Here is an 18778-nt window from a genome sequence, read left to right as displayed (position 1 = left end):
TCCTTCCAAATTTATTAAAAAAACCAAAATGAATAAAATATATAAAGACTTCCCCAGAGTACTGTACTTATCAATTGCAATTTTTGTAGTTGTACAATTTATAGGTTTCCTATCTGGTCAAACTATTCATTTTGATTTACAATTGTTCATTTACTTTCTGTTTACATTTCTTTATACGCTCTCATTATATATTGCAAACACAACCTTATTCAGTTATTTAGATGTAGTATTTGAAAAAAACAGGTTCTCGGCAAAAAGGATAATAATTGGTTTTATTGGCTCTTTTCTAGTCACTTTGTTTGTGATTTTTTTACTTCGAATTCTTGAAGAGGTTATTATCAATAAAAAGTCTTTTGAAGTTTTCTTAACAAATGAAAACCTCTCCAATTATATCGGTTCTATTATTATTACTTTTTTTATAACCTTATCATTATACGCCTTTTATTTTTACAAATTATATAATGAAAATAGAGTTAAGGAACAGAAAATTATTGCGGGAACAGCTTCTGCAAAATTCGAAAGCTTAAAGAATCAAATCGATCCACATTTTCTTTTTAATAGTTTAAATGTACTAAGTTCTCTGATAGAAGAAAACCCAGATAATGCGCAACGTTTTACGACATCATTGTCTAAAATTTATCGTTACGTTTTAGAACAAAAAGACAAAGAACTGGTATCGGTAGAAGATGAATTGGCTTTTGCCAAAACGTATATGAATTTGTTAAAAATGCGCTTTGAGAACAGTTTGTTTTATGAACTACCAACTAAAGATATTAATCCAGAAGCAAAAGTAGTTCCGCTATCCTTACAACTTTTACTAGAAAACACGGTAAAACATAATGTGGTAAGTGAACAGAGACCGTTACATATCCGAATATTCATTGAGAAAGATTATTTAGTCGTTCAAAATGATTTTCAAAAGAAAGAAGTATTGCAAGACCGCCAAGGTGTAGGATTGCAAAATATTGTAAACCGCTACGGCATTATTACCAATCGAAAAGTATTGATTGAGCAAAATGCAGCAACATTTACCGTTAGAATACCAATTTTAACAAAACAAATTACTGTTATGGAAACAACATCCGATTATAGCGAAAATAGTGCTTATTACAGAGCCAAAAAAAGAGTGGAACAACTTAAAGGTTTTTATGGAAACTTGATTTCCTATTGTTGTGTAATCCCTTTTCTAATTTTTATAAACTTACAGTTTTCACCAGGATTTCAATGGTTTTGGTTCTCTGCTTTAGGCTGGGGATTTGGATTACTTATGCATGCTTTCAAAGTATTTGGATATAGTACTAATTGGGAAGAAAGAAAAATTCAGGAGATTCTAAGAAAACAAGAGAATAAACAAAACTGGAAATAATGGAAGATAATAATCAACCTGACGACCGTTATCTAAAAGCTAAAAAAAGAGTTGAAGACATTAAAGGATTCTATAGTAATCTGGCTTCATTTATAATAGTCAACCTTATTTTACTTTTTATTAATTTAAACTACAGCCCTAATCATTTATGGTTTTATTGGCCATTACTATGGTGGGGATTAGGAGTATTATTTCACGGATTAAAAGTTTTTAATTGTTTTCCTGTTTTTGGTAAAGAATGGGAAAAACAAAAAATAAAAGAATTAATGGATAAAGAAAAATCCAAAAATGAAAAATGGCAATAATATTAAATTAAATCAAGATGGGACGATTTAGAAAACGCATGTTTGAAGATTACGATGATTATGACGGAAACATAACAAATGACGAACGTTATAATTTAGCATACAAAAGAATGAAAAGGATAAAAGGTTTTTACTCTCACCTAATGATATATGTTCTGGTAAATATATTCATTCTTATCGCTAGTGCAAATCGAGGTATTATAGGTAATGAAGAGTTCTGGAGATGGGAAACATTCTCTACAGCGATATTTTGGGGTATCGGTCTGGTAATTCATGCTTTTACAGTATTTGGCAGAAACATATTCTTTAGTATAGACTGGGAAGAACGAAAAATAAAAGAATTTATGAAAAAAGAAGCCAACCAAAAATGGGAATAATCCTCATTTAAATAAAAAGATAAAAATATTTTCTGATTAAATTTTAACTACTACTTTTAACCAACCAAAACTTTTGCCAAACCAAAAAATGAGAACAATAATTATAGAAGACGAAAAGCCAGCCGCGCGGTTATTACAACGTAAGCTTGATAAAATAAATGTTCCCGTAGCTGTAATGCTTCACTCTGTTGTAGAGGCAATTGATTGGTTTTCGCAAAACGAACATCCAGATTTAATATTTCTTGATATTCAGTTATCTGATGGATTATCGTTTGAAATTTTTGAAAAGATTGATATCAAAAGTGCCGTAATTTTTACAACTGCTTATGATGAATATGCCTTAAAAGCTTTTAAACTCAATAGTATTGATTATCTCTTGAAACCAATAGATGAAGATGATTTAGAAGTGGCAGTTTCTAAATTTAAATCTCGGTTGCCAAAAGTAGAAAACACTCCCCAAAACCTTGAAATAGATTTTGAGCAAATTAAAAAAATGCTTTCGAATCCATTCGAGAAAATCTATAAAAAGAGGTTTACTGTAAAAATTGGACAGCATTTAAAAGTAATAGGAACTGATGAAGTAGAATGTTTTTTTAGCGAAAACAAAGGCACTTATTTACATACTACAGATAATAGAAATTACTTAATCGATTCTACTCTAGAAATTCTGGAACAAGAACTTGACCCAAAAGATTTTTATCGCGTAAGCCGTAAGTTTATTATTCCGCTTCCGGCAATCAAAGAAATTGTATTGTATAGTAATTCACGCCTGAAAATAATTTTACCAACTTATAAAGATGATGAGGTAATTGTAAGCCGCGAGAAAGTTTCTGATTTTAAAAACTGGATTGGGTAGTTTTTTTTGCTACAGAATTAAAAGGTACAGAGGTTCAAAGGTTCAAAGGAAAAACTTTGCGCTCTTTGCGGCTAATTTTTTTTGCCACAGATTAAAAGGATTAAATGGATTTTAAACTTTGCGAACTTTGTGTAAAACTTTGCGAACCTTGCGGTTAAATCACTACGTCACAGGATATAAATACTTCCTAATTCCTATCATTACAAAAATCAGAATAGAATATCCAATGAAAAAAGGTGCGATATATTCAATGCCGTCCATTGCCAGCATAAGTGCGATGAGCAATAACTGAAAACCTAAACCGTATAAAGAAACAAAGGTCATAAACCAGTTCGGAAATGTTTTAACTTTATAAGCGTCGCTATCAAGTGCATGAATTATTTTATCAAAAAGACCATATACAATAATATAAACCTGATGCAAAAAAACGACAGATTTTTGACTTTCTCCTGGTAATGCTTTAGGGATTTTATCTTCGAAAATCTTACTAGTTCTATCTCCTCCTACCGATTTATTTCGCAGAATCACATAGTAATAATTGTATAATGTACCTTGTAATTGTATACATAAAAAAGCAAGGATCGTAATAGGTAGCGTAGTTTTAGAAACGTAACAGATACTTATTAGAAACAGGAAATTCAAAATAATATCAAATATACTATCGAGATATCTTCCTGTATAAGATGGTGTATTTTTTATACGTGCTAATTCTCCGTCGGCAGCATCAATAATAGACTTTAATATTATAAAAAAACCTGCCCAATAAAAGTGTTTTTCCAGAATACAATAAATCGCAACCAATCCCGAAATTCCAAAAAGCAAGGTTACATCTATAGGTGTAAATCGTGTATTTTGTAACTTTTTCGCAAAAAACCTTCCAAAAGGTCTTCCATAATCTGATAAATCATAAAATTTATCTTGTGCAGCAAGTTTAGACATCTATGTTATTATAAACAAAAGAGTTGCGACAATATAGTCAGTGTAATTTACGAAAAAAAATATTATTTATTAATCTATTGATTACAAATTAATAACATTTAAAATCTTTCTAATCTGTGGTGGAAAATTAACCACAAAGAGCGCAAAGAGATTCGCAAAGTTCTTACCCTTTGTAACTTTGAGCCTCTGTACCTTTGTAGCTATAAACTATTCTGCTGGAGTAATCTCTATTGCTCCAAATTTCCAATCAGGATTTAATTTCTGAGAATCTGCGGGTTTAATAAAAACTATCGATTCTATTTTTTCAATTTTATTATTGATTGTATTTGTATCAATATACCTCAACAATTCATCATAAGTCTGATTCTTACTCTTTGGTTTATCTGATACAACTCCAATTTTTGATAGATATTCAGCTGATGGAATTTCTAATTTCAGCGGAGAATTTTCGATATTGTTTTTATAAAAAGTATCCAGAATAAATTTCTTGGTGGTGATTATAATTACTCCAGAATCTGACCCGTATTTCTTCGAATTAGCATCTTTATATACTGTCATTGTCGAAATATCATTTGGATTTATTGGTTCCAAAATATTTTGTACCTCATTCATATAGCCTATTTTTTTTGCATCCAAAATAACTAAAGGCTGAGGTTTCTTTTGAGCATATGCAAAACACACAAAAACAAGGAAAAGGAACAGATACACTTTTTTCATGATATCATATATTTACTTACTTACTTAGTCTGTGTAAGGTATAGGTCATGGCGCTTAAAAGGAAAAATGCCATTATTTGGTGAATTAAACCTAATGCAAGTGGCACATGATATAAAAGTGTAAAAACACCTAAAATAAACTGTAAAAACACAAAGACAACTAAGGTTTTAATTCCATTAGATTGTGTTTTGCTAAGAGCAAATTGTGTGCTTTTAAAGTATAAGAAAAGTATAATAGCAACAACTACATAAGCAAATGTTCTGTGTACAAACTGTACACCACTTTTACCTTCTATTAAATTTTTTACAAGTGTAGATTGCTCAATAAAAACTGAATCATGAATAAATTGTCCGTCACTCATTAATGGCCAATGATTGTGGATTAACCCAGCATTTAAACCTGCTACAAATCCTCCATAAATAATTTGTATTAAAAGGAGAACCAAGGCAATCCTGGCAATATTACGAAGGGTAACATTAATGGTAATTTTATTTCTTTCAGGATAAATTAAATCTAATGCAACCCATAATGTATAAGCAAAGGTTACAAAAGCAAAAGTTAAATGCAGCGAAAGTCTAAAATGACTTACATCTGGATTATCAATTAATCCGCTTCGTACCATAAACCATCCCAAGAAACCCTGAAAAGCTCCCATTGCCAGAAGAACAATACACTTTTTTATTGTCGAACTGTCTAATCTCTTCTTTATTAAAAAATAAACAAACGGAATAAAGAAAACCAAACCTATGATACGACCGATAAAGCGGTGAAACCATTCCCAGAAATAAATCATTTTATAATCTGAAAGTTGGAAATCATTATGAATATTAATTTTTTGATATTCTGGAAACTTCTTGTATTGCTCAAAAGCTTCATTCCATTTTGCCTCACTCATAGGCGGAAAAGTATCTGTTACCAAATGCCAATCGGTCATTGATAATCCAGAGTTTGTTAGTCGGGTAATCCCTCCTACTACAACCATTAAAAACAATAAAAAACATCCTGACAAAAGCCAAATGATTACTGATTTATTTTCTCTTTTCATTTTATTTCTTTGAGGTACAAAATTGCAAAAACGCAAAGTTGCAGAGTCTCCAATTTTGGGTTAATAATTCTCTAATATATTTTAATTAAGGTTCTAAGATGCTAAGGCATGAGATATTAAGTTTTTTATTTCTTTACAAAGACGCACTGCTGTGCGCCTCTACAGAAAACCTTTGAACCTCTGCTACTTTGAATCTTTATTCCTTTTCAACTTTAACCAATCCAAGTTTTTCTCCTCTTTTGAGCATAAAATCATAAGCCGCTTGATATTCATTTGGAATTTCACCTTCTAGAATAGCTTCTTTAATGGCTTCTTTTAAAACTCCTATTTCTCTGGAAGGTTTTAGATTATAAATTTCCATAATCTCTTCTCCCGAAATTGGTGGCTGAAAATTACGAACGTGATCACGCTCTTCTACCTCAACGATTTTCTTTCGTACAACCTCAAAATTTTTATGGTATTTCTTGAATTTACTTGGATTTTTGGTTGTGATATCGGCTTCACATAAAATCATTAAATTTTCTACATCTTCTCCCGCATCAAAAACCAAACGACGAACGGCGCTATCTGTCACAATATCTTGTGATAAAACAATTGGTCGCGAACTCATGATTACCATCTTTTGCACAAATTTCATTTTGTGATTTAGTGGCATATGTAAACGTTCGAATATCTTCTTGGCCATTTTACCGCCTAAAAACTCATGTCCGTGAAACGTCCATCCCTGTTTTTTACTGAAACGTTTTGTTGGAGCTTTCCCAATATCATGCAATAAAGCAGACCAACGCAACCAAACATCATCAGTATTCGGGCAAATATTATCGACAACCTCTAAGGTGTGGTAAAAATTATTCTTGTGTGTATGTCCTTCTATTTCTTCTACTTGATTTAATGCCGTTAATTCGGGCAAAATAATATCAAGAAGTCCTGTTTGAAATAACAATAGAAATCCAACTGAAGGTTTATCTGTAGAAAGGATTTTGTTTAACTCATCTACAATACGCTCACCCGAAATAATATTAATTCGCTCTGCGTTTTTAGTAATTGCCTGTAATGATTTTTCTTCAATTTCAAATCCTAATTGATTTGCAAAACGAATAGCACGCAACATACGCAATGGATCATCAGAATAAGTAATATCTGGATCTAAAGGAGTTTTAATAATTTTATTTTCTAAATCACTCAATCCATCAAAGGGATCTGACAAATCTCCGAAAGTAGCAGGATTTAAAGATAATGCTAATGCATTTATAGTAAAGTCACGACGATTCTGGTCATCTTCTAGCGTTCCGTTTTCTACAACAGGATTACGGCTATCAAAATGATAGGATTCTTTTCTTGCACCAACGAATTCAATGTCTGTATCTTCAAAACGCAACATTGCGGTTCCGTAAGTTTTAAAAACCTGTACTTTGGGTTGTTTTGGAAGTAATTCTGAAACTTTTAATGCCAATTCGATTCCGCTTCCTACGGCAACGACATCAATATCTTTTTTAAAATCTCGTTTTAAAAGTAAGTCTCTTACGAAACCTCCAATTACGTAACTATCTACATTAAGTTCTTGAGAGGCTTGCGAAATAATTTCGAAGATTTTATTTTGCAAAGCACCTTTATAATTTGTTTTTTTAGCCACGAATTCTCTAATTTTTATAAAATAACAGTAAAATAATATATTGATAATTTTACCGTGCGCAAATTTACAACATACTGTACGCCTTTTACAATCTAGAGCGTATTTTTTTTAGTATTTAGCATTTTCAACTTCATAATTTCGTCAAAAACTATCCGTTACAAATAGCAAACTGTTTTTTATCCACAATTTTTCTCTTATTTATTCTATTAAAACAACCCGCTGAGTACAATTACTTCGTGTATTAACCCTACTTGCATCACAAAAGTTTCATTTAACACATAGAAACATAGATTTTATGTGTGATAAAGAATACTAAAAGAAATACATTTCTTTCACATAGCCAGCTTTGTGCTTTTAGAATAAGTGAAACGCCTTTTTTGAGAGTGCCAAAATCTATGTTCCTATGTGTTAAAATAATCCCCGCTAAAGGGTTAAAATAGCTTTTTAATATGATGTCTTTATGATAGTATCAAACAAATCAATCTGTATCTGTTATTCTTTTGATTTCAATTTGTACTTTTGAATCTGTACAAAAAAGTAGAAAATGAAAATTGTTATATCGCCTGCAAAATCTTTAAATTTCGAAAAAGAATTACCAACTTCTCAATATACCGAAGCTAGCTTACTAAAAGAAGCCAGACAAGTTCATAAAGTTTTAAAACACAAAAACCCTGCTGAATTATCTGAATTAATGGATATTTCAGACAAATTAGCTCAGTTAAACTGGCAACGCAATCAGGATTGGAAAACTCCTTTTACACCAGAAAATGCACGTCCTGCAGTATTTACTTTTGATGGTGATGTATATACTGGTTTAGATGCTTATACAATTCCGGTAGAGAAACTAGATGTCTTACAAGATAAATTACGCATACTATCTGGTTTATATGGAATTTTAAAACCATTGGATTTAATTCAGGCTTACCGATTAGAAATGGGAACTAAATTACCTATTGGCGAAGCAAAAAACCTATATGAATTCTGGAAAGAAACGGTTACAAAAACATTAAACAAAGAACTTAAAAAAGGAGAATTGTTTGTAAATCTTGCCAGTAATGAATATTTCTCGGCTGTAGATGTTAAGGCTTTAAAAGTGCCTGTAATTACTCCTGACTTTAAAGATTATAAAAACGGAAAACTAAAAATAATTAGTTTCTTCGCCAAGAAAGCAAGAGGAATGATGGTGCGTTATATTATAGATACTAATGCCGAAACTATTGATGATTTAAAAGGTTTTAATTACGAAGGATATCAATTTGATGCTAATCTTTCTAAAGGAAATCATTTGGTTTTTACCCGATAAAAAAGAAAACTTATTATAAAAAAAAACCGTCTCATTCTATAAAAGAAAGAGACGGTTTTTTATTTTCTGGTCTTAAAATTATCCTTTTGAGTATAATAAATTTTAAAACATAGAAACATAGACTTTATGTGTAAAAAAGAAGGTATAAAGAAATACATTTCTTTCACATAGCCAATAGCTCTGTGTATTTTAAATTAAGTGAAACTTCTTTTTTGAGAATACAAAACCTATTTTTCTATGTGTTAAATAAAATTTCAAAAAACACTCATTGTAAAATTATTATTTAGCTGACCAAGTATTATTTCTTGGTGTTGCATCTACAAAAATTCCACCATCTATAGTTACAGATTTTACTTCTTTGGTTGTATTAAAATTGACAGAAGTTTTCTTTTGGTTGCTCTTCCACGTTGCAGGAGTTTCATGTAATGTTTCTTTTGTACCATCTGCATACACAACATTTACATCAAAAGGGATTGCAAATCCTCCTTTATTTTTAATATAAACCACTGTATTTTTAGCTTTTACATCAACTTTATCAATTGAGATATCAATATAATTATTTGTAAAGAACCAATTATCAAAAAACCAATTCAGATTTTTACCCGAAGCTGTATTAAATGAATTAAAATAATCCCACGGAATAGGATGTTTACCATTCCAATTATCCATATAAGCATGTAGTGATTTCTTAAAAAGATCATCTCCCAGCAAATCTTTTAAGGCAATATAAGATAATGATGCTTTACCATAAGAATTATTTCCATATCCTGCACCCGAAACTTGTGTAGACATGGAAATTATCGGCTGATCTTCCTCTGTAGATGGATCATTTATATAATTATTTACTCTAAATTTTTTATAAAATTCATCGGCTGCTTCTTTACCGTGTTGCGAAATACCTATTAAATATTCGAATGTGGTTGCCCAACCTTCATCCATAAATGCATAACGTGTTTCGTTTATTCCCATATAAAAAGGAAAATAAGTATGTGCCACTTCATGATCCTGAACCAATTGTGCAAAAACAGGATCTCCCATTTGAGAATCATTACACATCATTGGGTATTCCATATCGGCAAAACCCTGAAACGCTGTCATTTTAGAAAATGGATATGGAACTCCTGGCCAATTGTTAGAAAACCAATCCAGCGCATATCTGTTATTTTTTACAGAAACTACAAAATCAGTTCCTTTTATATCGTAAGCCGCCTGAACACTTGCACGACGATTTGTTTTTTTATCTACAACAACGCTACTTGCATCCCATAAATAATGATCACTTAAACCGAAACAAACATCTGAGATATTTTTGGCTTCAAATTTCCAGATATTCCAATCATTTTGTTTGGTAACAGAACCGCTTTTCATTTCTTGTTCATTTGCTATATGCAAAATCTCATCTGTAGTATATGATTTTTTTAATCGTGTCGAAAATTCTGGTTGCAAAACCTCATCAGGATTTAATAAATCACCTGTTCCGTAAACCACATAGTTCTTGGGTGCTTTTACTGAATATACATAATCATTAAAATCATTATAAAATTCCTGACGATCAGTATGTGGCAATCTATCCCAATTGTTGTAATCATCAAAAACTGTGACACGAGGATAACTATATGCAACAAAGAATGTTGTATTATCTATTTGTCCTTCTCTCCCGCTTTCTTTAGATAAAGGATAGTTCCAATCGATATTAATTGTAATTTTAGAATGAGGAAGCATTGGCTTATTCATTTTTACATTCCCTACTGTTCCCCAACTTCTTCCATCTTCTTTATATATTTCTCCTTCTATTTTTAAAGATGTAATTGTTAATCCATCACTCAAGAAATCATTACTAACGTCTCCGCTTCTTGGCGAAGATGGTTTATGAAGATTATTTACAAACCTAATTGGTAAATTCTGCAATGTATCGTTACTATTGTTTTCGTAAATAATAGTTTCTGTACCGCTTACAATTTTAGTATCAGTATTTACTGTTATATCAATTGTATATTTTCCATGATTCTGCCAATAGTTTTTCCCAGGTTTCCCATCCATAGAACGAGTTCCTTTTGCGTAAGCTTCTTTTATATTTCTTGGCATATATAGTTCTTGTGCAAAACTATATTGTACCATACCTATAAATGCAAATAGCAGTAATTGAGATATTTTTCTTTTCATAGTTGGTTATTTTTTGATGATTATCAATAGTATTCTTGATTAGTTATGAATAGCATAAAGTTGTTACAATTATTCTTCAAATTTATTCTATTATCTTATACTTTAACCAAATAATTACCTTAAATCACTCAAATAAAACAGTTTACAACTCTTTTTTTTAACTGAATAAAAAAACCGTCTTATTCCAAATGGATTAAGACGGTTTAAAATACTATCGTTTATTTTGTATCCTGATTGATTCGCTCATAATATATTTCTTCATTATCTAAATCAATTTTAGCTTTACCCGAATCTGTTATTTTTCCAGTATTAATAGCTCGAAGATTTTTTGAATATTCATCTATATAATAACTCCATAATCGCTTATCCGAAGTTAACATTTCTGTTATGTGATTGTTTTTTTCAAAAGAATCATAAAAAATAATCTCTTCTGTTTTAATCAATTTCATTTCTTTCGTACTCTTATTCTGCAAATAATACGAAATTTTATCGGCATCAATAATCATCAACTCATTTTCAATCTTATCACTTTTTAAATTCCTATGTGACCAACTCGGAATATTTCCGTTCATTTTCCATGTTCCAACCAATTTATCGATTAGTTTTTTTCTGATAACTGGTTTTAACGAATCAAATTTATTTTTAGAAATTTTCCCTAATTCAGAATCTGGTTTTATTTTATAAGCAAATAAAAAAAAGTCTGCCGCTGCAGCAAATTCATTTTTATCAAAATAAGAAATAGCCGAATCATATTTATTCTTTTGAAGCCACATTTTTTGATCTGACTGTGACCAAGACTGAAATGAAAATAAAAAGAGAAAAAGGAACGTAAAATTTTTCATGGTATTTTTTGTAATTCTAAACAATAATTTGAAGCAAAAATACTACAATTAAAACTAAGTCTCCATATATAAAATAAAAAAAACCGCCTTACTCCAAATGGATCAAGACGGCTTTAAACATTAAAAAATAGCTACTACAAGATATAATCGGTATTTATAAAATTCGATTCTTTACTATTTAATAATTCTTGCAAAATGGCATTATTGTAATCATTATCTTTTGATGCTACGAATGTTCTAATAGAAAACGAACGCAATGCATCGTGAATACTTAAGGTTCCTACAGCCGAATCTTTACGACCAGTAAATGGGAAAACGTCAGGTCCTCTTTGGCAAGAACTATTCAGGTTTACCCTGCACACTAAATTTACCAAAGTATCTATAAGTGGTGCAATCGTTTTGATGTCTTTACCAAACAAACTTACTTGTTGTCCGTAATTAGACTCAGCCATATCATTTAACGGTTCTTGAATATCCTTAAAGGTCAAGATAGGTACAACTGGTCCAAATTGTTCTTCGTGATATACACGCATTTTTTTATTTATAGGGAATAAAACCGCTGGAAATATATAATTATCTGTGCGTAAACCTCCTTTTTCATTAATTACTTTTGCTCCTTTATGAGTAGCGTCATGTATTAATTCTTGAATATAATGTGGTTTTTCTGGCTCTGGAAGTGGCGTAAGCGAAACTAACTTATCCCATGGATTCCCGAAAATCAACGAATCTACTTTTGCTGCAAAGCGTTTATTAAATTCTTCGGCTATAGATTCGTGTACATATAAAATCTTTAGTGCTGTACAACGTTGTCCGTTAAAAGATAATGTTCCAACGATACATTCCTGAATAGCCAAATCTAAATCGGCATCTGGTAAAATTATCGCAGGATTTTTTGCTTCTAATCCTAATACCAAACGTAATCTGTTTTTATTCGGATGCTGATCTTGCAACGCAATTGCCGATTTACTATTTCCGATCAAAGCCAGAATATCGACTTTTCCAGATTTCATTATTGGCGAGGCTACTTCTCTACCTCTACCATATACAATATTAATTGCTCCGCTCGGGAAACTACTTCTAAAAGCTTCTAATAAAGGTGACAATAATAAAACACCGTGTTTTGCAGGTTTAAAAATTACAGGATTCCCCATAATCAATGCCGGGATAAGTAATGAAAATGTTTCGTTTAATGGATAATTGTATGGTCCAAGACACAATACAACTCCTAGAGGGCCTCTACGTACCATAGCGTTTATACCTTGTACTTTGGTAAAACTTGCTCCACTAGTATTTAACTCTTTATAGCTTTCGATAGTATCGTAAATATACTCTACAGTTCTGTCAAATTCTTTCTCAGAATCTCCTAATGATTTCCCGATTTCCCACATCAATAGTTTTACAACTTCGGTACGGGTGGTTTTCATCTGGGAAACAAAATTCTCCATACATTTTATACGATCCACAACTTTCATTGTAGGCCATAAACCTTGTCCTTTATTATAAGCAGCTGTTGCAGACTCTACAACTTCCATAGCTTCGGCTTCTCCCATAAAAGGAATAGATCCTAATAAAGTTGGCGTATATTTTTCGGTAGATGATATGGTAGAAAAAACAGGTGTGGTTTGCCCTGTCCATTTTTTTAACTCTCCGTTTACAAGATAGGTATCCTGTACCAATGGAGTATTTATTTGGTATTCCTCTGGTATAAAACTCATTATTTGGTTGTTTTGTTTTTTGGTTATTTAGTTTTTAGAAAATAAAAAAGAGGCACGCGCCTCTTCTTATTTTTATGGTGTTACTGTTTCTCCATCCCAGTCCAGTATACCTCCTAATAAATTATAGGCGTTATCAAACCCCATCTCATTCATTATTTGGCACGCTTTTGCACTTCTGGCTCCAGAACGACAGTACACATAATAATTTTTATTTTTATCTAACTCCTCTAGCTCATAAATAAAAGCCTGTCCTTTATTGATATCAATATTAAGAGCATTTTCTATATAGCCATCATTGTATTCGTCTTCAGTTCTTACATCAAGTATAACTGCATTTTCGTCAGCTTCAAATTGAGCTACCCAATCTTCTTGTGATAAATTCATGATATCGTATTTTTAGGTAAAATTACAACGTTTTTGGCAAACTATAAACCTACTATTTGTGATTTATATTATAATTCGTAGAAAACGTTTTAGCAAAGATATAATAATCAATGAATTCTGTTTTCTACAAATAATTTTCAAAAATACAGTCTACAAAACCCATAGAAAATAGGATATTATTATTTGAGTAAATTGGCATTTAAACATAAACTCTATATAATTAATACCATAATAATCGGTTATCTTTGTAATTAAGTTACCAAAATTTAGATTTTATTACAAAAACTTTCCTACTCATAATTAGCACATTAAAATGAAATTAATAATAACAATACTTTTATTTTGCGGTTTATCTGTTACAGCACAGAACGAAAAAAATAATCTGAGAACCGAAGAAATTAAGATTGAAAGTGGAGAAATTATTAAAAAATATAATAATGATAAACTCGAAAGTTTTGCGGTACAAATTTATGCCAATAGCTACTATAACTCCTTTTTCTTTACCAAAGAGAATGATACAATTGTGGTTAAAAATTTAAACGAGAAAGATGCTATTATTAAAATATATGTAAAAGATAAAAAGAAGGTTAGCGAATTTATTTATAAAGACAAACAAATTTTCTATCTCGAAGTAATCGATTTTAACATCAATAACTTACCCGCAAAAAGCAAAATTTCGAATAGAATATATGATAATGAAAAAACCAGCTATCTCTATAAAAACAATATGGCTGATGCCCATGGAGATGATTTCGAAAAAAGCTATAAGTTATTTCTCTTCTTAAAAACATCAGAAAACAATGTAACTGTAGACTCCATTTTTAATCAAATTGCCGATTTTTTCTCTAAAGAAGATGCTATTTACAGAATTTATATGAGTAAATATCGAGACAAAATAAATGCTGAATCAGCAACAAATACAACTGCTTATCTAATTACAGATGAATCAGGAAAAATAAAAAACGGAATTTTATGGACTGAAAAACCATCTAATAACGGAGAATATCATATTTATAAAAACGGAAAAATAATCAAATCCGAAAATATAAAATTAGAATCTTTTCAAAAAATAATTAATACCTATTATATCGAAAGCGCTGATTTTAATGAATAAAACCATTACTAATTAGTACAAAAAACAACGTCAATGCAAACTCCTTTAAAAAATATCTTTCCGAACTTTTCCAACGAATTAATTTCAGCTATCGAAAGCAATGCCAGTATGCAGGATTTTGAAACTGGAACTATTTTAATGCGAACTGGACAATACATAAAAAACACTGTTTTAATAACCAAAGGTAAAATCAAGATTTACCGTGAGGGCGAAGATGGCGGCGAATTTTTTATGTATTATTTACAACCAGGTCAAGCTTGTGCCATATCGATGATTTGCGCAACCAAGAGCGAGAAAAGTCAGATAATGGCAAAAGTAGTCGAAGATGTTTCGGTAGTCATGATTCCGTTAAACTTAATGGATAAATGGATGATGGAACACCGTACTTGGTACGAATTTGTGATTGAGACCTACAGAAGTCGTTTTGAAGAAGTCTTAGAAGTTGTCGATAGTATTGCTTTCCGTTCTATGGATGAACGATTAGAATTTTATCTAAAACGTCATAAAGACGCTTGTGGTTGCACCGAATTAAAAGTATCACATCAGGAAATTGCTACCGAACTTAATACCTCGCGAGAAGTAATATCACGCTTATTAAAAAAAATGGAACAACGTGGTTTGGTAAAACTAAACCGAAACCAAATTGAGCTTTTGAAATAAAACATTTCATTTAAAATTGAACCATTAAGAGATTAAGAAAAGTTAAGTCTTGCTACTTAATTAAACTTAATCTCTTAATGGTAAAACTCCCTCACAGCAAAGCGAAATTTGCATTTAATAAACCCAATGTGATAAATGTTACTGTAGCTTATGTTTTAAGAAACAACCTTTGTATCAAAAAAAACATCAATGGAATATTTAGGTTATTTTGCTTCAATTATTATAGGACTTTCGTTAGGCTTAATTGGCGGAGGAGGCTCAATCCTTACTATTCCTATTTTAGTTTATTTATTTAAGATAAATCCAGAGCAAGCAACAACTTATTCATTGTTTATAGTCGGAATCACTGCTTTATTTGGTAGTTATAGCCATTACAAAATGGGGAATCTTAAACTGAAATCAGCATTGTATTTTGCTATTCCATCGGTAGTTTCTATTTTAATTATACGAGAAGTAATTTTCCCTCAAATCGCATCAACATTATTTTCTGTTGCTTCCTATACTGTTTCCAAAGACTTTTTAATCATGCTTATTTTTTCTGTATTGATGATAGCAGCTGCAATCTCTATGATTAGAAAAAACAAAGCCGAACTAAAACCTACAACAACAAACTACACCCAACTAAGTATAATCGGGTTTGTTGTGGGTATTGTAACAGGATTTCTGGGTGCTGGCGGTGGATTTTTAATTATTCCAGCACTGATATTTTTCGCCAATTTACCTATGAAGCAAGCCGTAGGAACATCATTGCTTATTATATTCATTAATTCATCTATAGGTTTTGGAGGAGATTTATATATCGGAACTCCAGTAAATTATATCTTCTTATTAGAAATTTCTGGAATCGCACTTTTAGGAATGCTCATAGGAACACAACTCTCTAAAAAAATCGACGGAACTAAACTAAAACCAATGTTTGGTTGGTTTGTACTAATAATGGGATTTTATATTATTACAAAGGAAGTTTTCTTTTAAGATTTTAAGTTTAAGCCAATCTTTGTCAAAGTTTTTTTTTACTTTGACAAAAATTAAAACCCATAATTCACTAAGCAAAAGTAGAATTGAGGATTTTATTTTAGTACGTTTAGAATAATGATATTCATTACGAATCACCCTTATGGCAAAAACAATCAAACACTTCGAAGAAAGTTTATTTACAGAAGATGACGGAAGCAAATTTTCTAAAATAAAAGACAAACTAATAAAAAGTTTCTCCACTACAGACAGAGAAAAAGTTATCGAAATTTTAATCCAATATTCAAAAGATGGCAAAATGCTGCATTGGAGAAATTTCTTGTTGACTGATATTATTGACCTTGTACAAGAAGATGAAACAAATTATAGTGACTTCTTCGAGTGGACAATTACAAAACCAGAACTTACCTATTGGGGAATCGACGGACTTATAAAAACAAAAGGAATAAAAGCATATAAAACTCTCATTGAGTTAGCTCAAAACGAAAGCTTACCAACAGAAGTTCGTGCAAAAGCAATCAAAAGTATTGCAATACACAGCAAGCAACCTTTTGACCGTGATTTACCAAAAGATCCTGGCTATTGGAAAATTGAAAACTTTAGGATTGACGAATTATTAGATTGGCAAAGCAAAGGATATAACCAAGGCTCAGGCCATAAAGAACCTCAAATTCATCCCACACTAAAAAATCCAAAAACAGAACTAGAAAAAGCAGTTTCTAAACTAAACGATAAACTAGAAATAGAAAGAAACAAACAACAAGATTTATCAAATCCATCAGATTGGCTTGCAATTGCCGCCGAAAACAAAATTGCTGAAATAGAGAAAAAGTGGAAACTACCCGAGAATTATTTACTGTTTCTTAAAAACTATTCTCCTATCAGAGTTTTTATCGACGATGAAAAATTCTTTCAAGGATTAAATTTATATGGAGCCGATGATTTAATCAAATCTCAAAATGGTTATTCTTTCAACTCAATAACAAACGAAATTCTCGAAGATTGGCCATCAAATTATATTGTAATAGCCGATGCTGGTGCTGACCCGTATTGTATTGATATTGCAAACATCACAAACAATGATGCACCAATATATACAAGTATGCACGGAAATGGAAAATGGGAATTCGAAAAATACTCAGATTCATTCATTGATTTTCTAAAAGACATCTTAGAGTAATCTTTGTCAAATTTCTTTTTACTTTGACAAAGATTATAACTCATATTTCCATTTCATTTCTTTATTATCAAACTCAATTTTCAGATACCGAATATGGCTAACAGGAATCTTAGTACTATTATGGCGCTTTATTTCCCAGTCTTTAACTGACATAGCTAAGTCAATCGCATCAATTTCAAATTCTGTGTATGGCCGTTTCTGTTTAATTTGCAATTCTCTTTGCAAACCATATATAGAATCATACTTAAACTCACCTTCCGAGTTTACCAGATCTATACCTGTAAAAAGAGAAATTAATTTTCCGTTTTTATCTATATACAATCCCAATAAAGCATGTTGATTTCCATAATCTTTAAGCTTCCCTGTTTTAAAAATAGAATCAATGTTAGAAATCGGATTAGGGAGATTAAAATCACTTTCGAATTGATAAATAAAGTCATCAATTTTAAATTTATTCCCATTTTCCAGCATCTTCTCATTGGGAACAACATTATTAGTCCATTTCAATGAAGCCGAATTAGAGCAGTTTTTTTCAAACACTAATTTCCCATTCCTTTCAGAGGCATATACAACCCATTCCTCATTTACAAAAGCTTCCCAATAACAAGAATTTTGAGCACCTTTTTTTTTGTATCTAAAGGTAAATGACAATTCATTTGGAATATTCTCATTTTTATAACTTTTCAGAACCTCAAATGTGATCGTATAATTAGAAGAATCTTTATCAAATGTCTTTTTTATAATTCTTCCGGTAAACACCTCTTTTGAAGAATAAAACTCTAATATAGCTTTCGGAATATCGCAATCACATGCAAAACTATTAATACATCCGAAAAAGAAAAAAAACAGCGTAATTATGTATTTCATTTATTAAAATAATTCGTTCGAAACTAAATAACTAAAATTATTATTTAGAATTATATTTTGGGCATTCCCTTCGGTCGGGCTATCCGCTATATCTTTTTATTAGAAAAAAATAAAAAGGATAACGCTCCTATCCCTAACGCAACCATAGAGATAATAATTTTTGATTTTATAAAACTTTAAAAAACAACTTTCAACACAAAAATAGCGCGGATTTTTAATCTATGCCCGTTCCAACCAAAGCACTATTTTCTGATTTAGATTGTGGGCACGAATTAAAAATCCGCACTATCGTGTTGCTATATCTAAAGCCATCTTTGTCAAAGTAAAAAGAACTTTG

The 18778-nt window shown here is 30.9% G+C and carries 18 protein-coding genes; 9 read left to right on the top strand and 9 right to left on the bottom strand.

Annotated elements, in window-relative coordinates:
• The first annotated feature begins 28 nt into the window (after positions 1-28).
• The 4 genes from SHI72_RS19150 to SHI72_RS19135 all read left to right on the top strand — a co-directional run bounded on the left by SHI72_RS19150 (position 29) and on the right by SHI72_RS19135 (position 2904).
• Complete coding sequence (locus SHI72_RS19150; protein WP_323491059.1) at positions 29-1366, top strand: 2TM domain-containing protein; 1338 nt, start codon at positions 29-31, stop codon at positions 1364-1366.
• Positions 1366-1671 carry a 2TM domain-containing protein gene (locus SHI72_RS19145; protein WP_323491058.1) on the top strand — a complete coding sequence of 102 codons (306 nt, stop codon included), beginning with the start codon at positions 1366-1368 and terminating at the stop codon, positions 1669-1671. Before SHI72_RS19150 ends, SHI72_RS19145 begins: the two co-directional genes overlap by 1 nt.
• Before the next feature lie 17 nt (positions 1672-1688).
• Positions 1689-2048: a 2TM domain-containing protein gene (locus SHI72_RS19140; protein ID WP_039116007.1), complete on the top strand. Its 360-nt coding sequence runs from the start codon at positions 1689-1691 to the stop codon at positions 2046-2048.
• A gap of 88 nt (positions 2049-2136) precedes the next feature.
• The gene (locus SHI72_RS19135; protein ID WP_323491057.1) at positions 2137-2904 is read left to right on the top strand and encodes a LytTR family DNA-binding domain-containing protein; all 768 of its coding nucleotides are present in this window, start codon (positions 2137-2139) and stop codon (positions 2902-2904) included.
• A 162-nt stretch (positions 2905-3066) separates the two neighbouring features.
• Here the strand turns inward: SHI72_RS19135 and SHI72_RS19130 are convergent, their stop codons facing one another.
• The 4 genes from SHI72_RS19130 to SHI72_RS19115 form a co-directional block, all read right to left on the bottom strand.
• Positions 3067-3843 (bottom strand): CDP-alcohol phosphatidyltransferase family protein, encoded by a 777-nt coding sequence (locus SHI72_RS19130; protein WP_323491056.1) that lies wholly within the window; start codon positions 3841-3843, stop codon positions 3067-3069.
• A gap of 207 nt (positions 3844-4050) precedes the next feature.
• Positions 4051-4560, bottom strand: a complete 510-nt coding sequence (locus SHI72_RS19125; protein ID WP_039117811.1) for a TonB-dependent receptor — start codon at positions 4558-4560, stop codon at positions 4051-4053.
• A 16-nt stretch (positions 4561-4576) separates the two neighbouring features.
• Positions 4577-5605 carry a COX15/CtaA family protein gene (locus SHI72_RS19120; RefSeq protein ID WP_039116011.1) on the bottom strand — a complete coding sequence of 343 codons (1029 nt, stop codon included), beginning with the start codon at positions 5603-5605 and terminating at the stop codon, positions 4577-4579.
• Between the two features lie 196 nt (positions 5606-5801).
• A complete protein-coding gene (locus tag SHI72_RS19115; RefSeq protein WP_086893741.1) occupies positions 5802-7238 on the bottom strand; it encodes a CCA tRNA nucleotidyltransferase in 1437 nt (478 codons plus the stop codon).
• 544 nt (positions 7239-7782) lie between these two features.
• Here SHI72_RS19115 and yaaA point away from each other — a divergent pair.
• The gene (yaaA, locus tag SHI72_RS19110) at positions 7783-8541 is read left to right on the top strand and encodes a peroxide stress protein YaaA (RefSeq protein WP_039116013.1); all 759 of its coding nucleotides are present in this window, start codon (positions 7783-7785) and stop codon (positions 8539-8541) included.
• 279 nt (positions 8542-8820) lie between these two features.
• On the opposite strand, the gene SHI72_RS19105 is transcribed toward yaaA, so the two are convergent.
• The 4 genes from SHI72_RS19105 to SHI72_RS19090 all read right to left on the bottom strand — a co-directional run bounded on the left by SHI72_RS19105 (position 8821) and on the right by SHI72_RS19090 (position 13645).
• Positions 8821-10704: a M1 family metallopeptidase gene (locus SHI72_RS19105; RefSeq protein WP_323491055.1), complete on the bottom strand. Its 1884-nt coding sequence runs from the start codon at positions 10702-10704 to the stop codon at positions 8821-8823.
• 218 nt (positions 10705-10922) lie between these two features.
• A complete protein-coding gene (locus tag SHI72_RS19100; protein ID WP_323491054.1) occupies positions 10923-11546 on the bottom strand; it encodes a hypothetical protein in 624 nt (207 codons plus the stop codon).
• A 134-nt stretch (positions 11547-11680) separates the two neighbouring features.
• Positions 11681-13261, bottom strand: coding sequence for an NADP-dependent glyceraldehyde-3-phosphate dehydrogenase (locus tag SHI72_RS19095; RefSeq protein ID WP_323491053.1), 1581 nt, complete (start codon positions 13259-13261; stop codon positions 11681-11683).
• Between the two features lie 72 nt (positions 13262-13333).
• Complete coding sequence (locus SHI72_RS19090; RefSeq protein ID WP_039116017.1) at positions 13334-13645, bottom strand: rhodanese-like domain-containing protein; 312 nt, start codon at positions 13643-13645, stop codon at positions 13334-13336.
• A gap of 313 nt (positions 13646-13958) precedes the next feature.
• Between SHI72_RS19090 and SHI72_RS19085 the strand changes: the two genes are divergently transcribed.
• The 4 genes from SHI72_RS19085 (at position 13959) to SHI72_RS19070 (ending at position 17574) form a co-directional block, all read left to right on the top strand.
• Positions 13959-14759 (top strand): hypothetical protein, encoded by an 801-nt coding sequence (locus SHI72_RS19085; RefSeq protein WP_086895742.1) that lies wholly within the window; start codon positions 13959-13961, stop codon positions 14757-14759.
• A 33-nt stretch (positions 14760-14792) separates the two neighbouring features.
• Complete coding sequence (locus SHI72_RS19080) at positions 14793-15419, top strand: Crp/Fnr family transcriptional regulator (RefSeq protein ID WP_323491052.1); 627 nt, start codon at positions 14793-14795, stop codon at positions 15417-15419.
• A gap of 189 nt (positions 15420-15608) precedes the next feature.
• Entirely contained in the window at positions 15609-16394 is a 786-nt protein-coding gene (locus tag SHI72_RS19075) for a sulfite exporter TauE/SafE family protein (protein WP_039117818.1), read from the top strand.
• Positions 16395-16536: 142 nt separating this feature from the next.
• Complete coding sequence (locus tag SHI72_RS19070) at positions 16537-17574, top strand: SMI1/KNR4 family protein (RefSeq protein WP_323491051.1); 1038 nt, start codon at positions 16537-16539, stop codon at positions 17572-17574.
• Between the two features lie 33 nt (positions 17575-17607).
• Here SHI72_RS19070 and SHI72_RS19065 read toward each other — a convergent pair whose 3' ends face one another.
• Positions 17608-18441 (bottom strand): hypothetical protein, encoded by an 834-nt coding sequence (locus SHI72_RS19065; RefSeq protein WP_323491050.1) that lies wholly within the window; start codon positions 18439-18441, stop codon positions 17608-17610.
• Positions 18442-18778: the final 337 nt, after the last annotated feature.

The organism is Flavobacterium sp. PL02, assembly GCF_035013205.1.
In the GTDB taxonomy this organism is placed as follows: Bacteria; Bacteroidota; Bacteroidia; order Flavobacteriales; family Flavobacteriaceae; genus Flavobacterium.
Note: the sequence above shows the minus strand (reverse complement) of the source record. Positions and strands in the feature narration are given on the sequence as shown.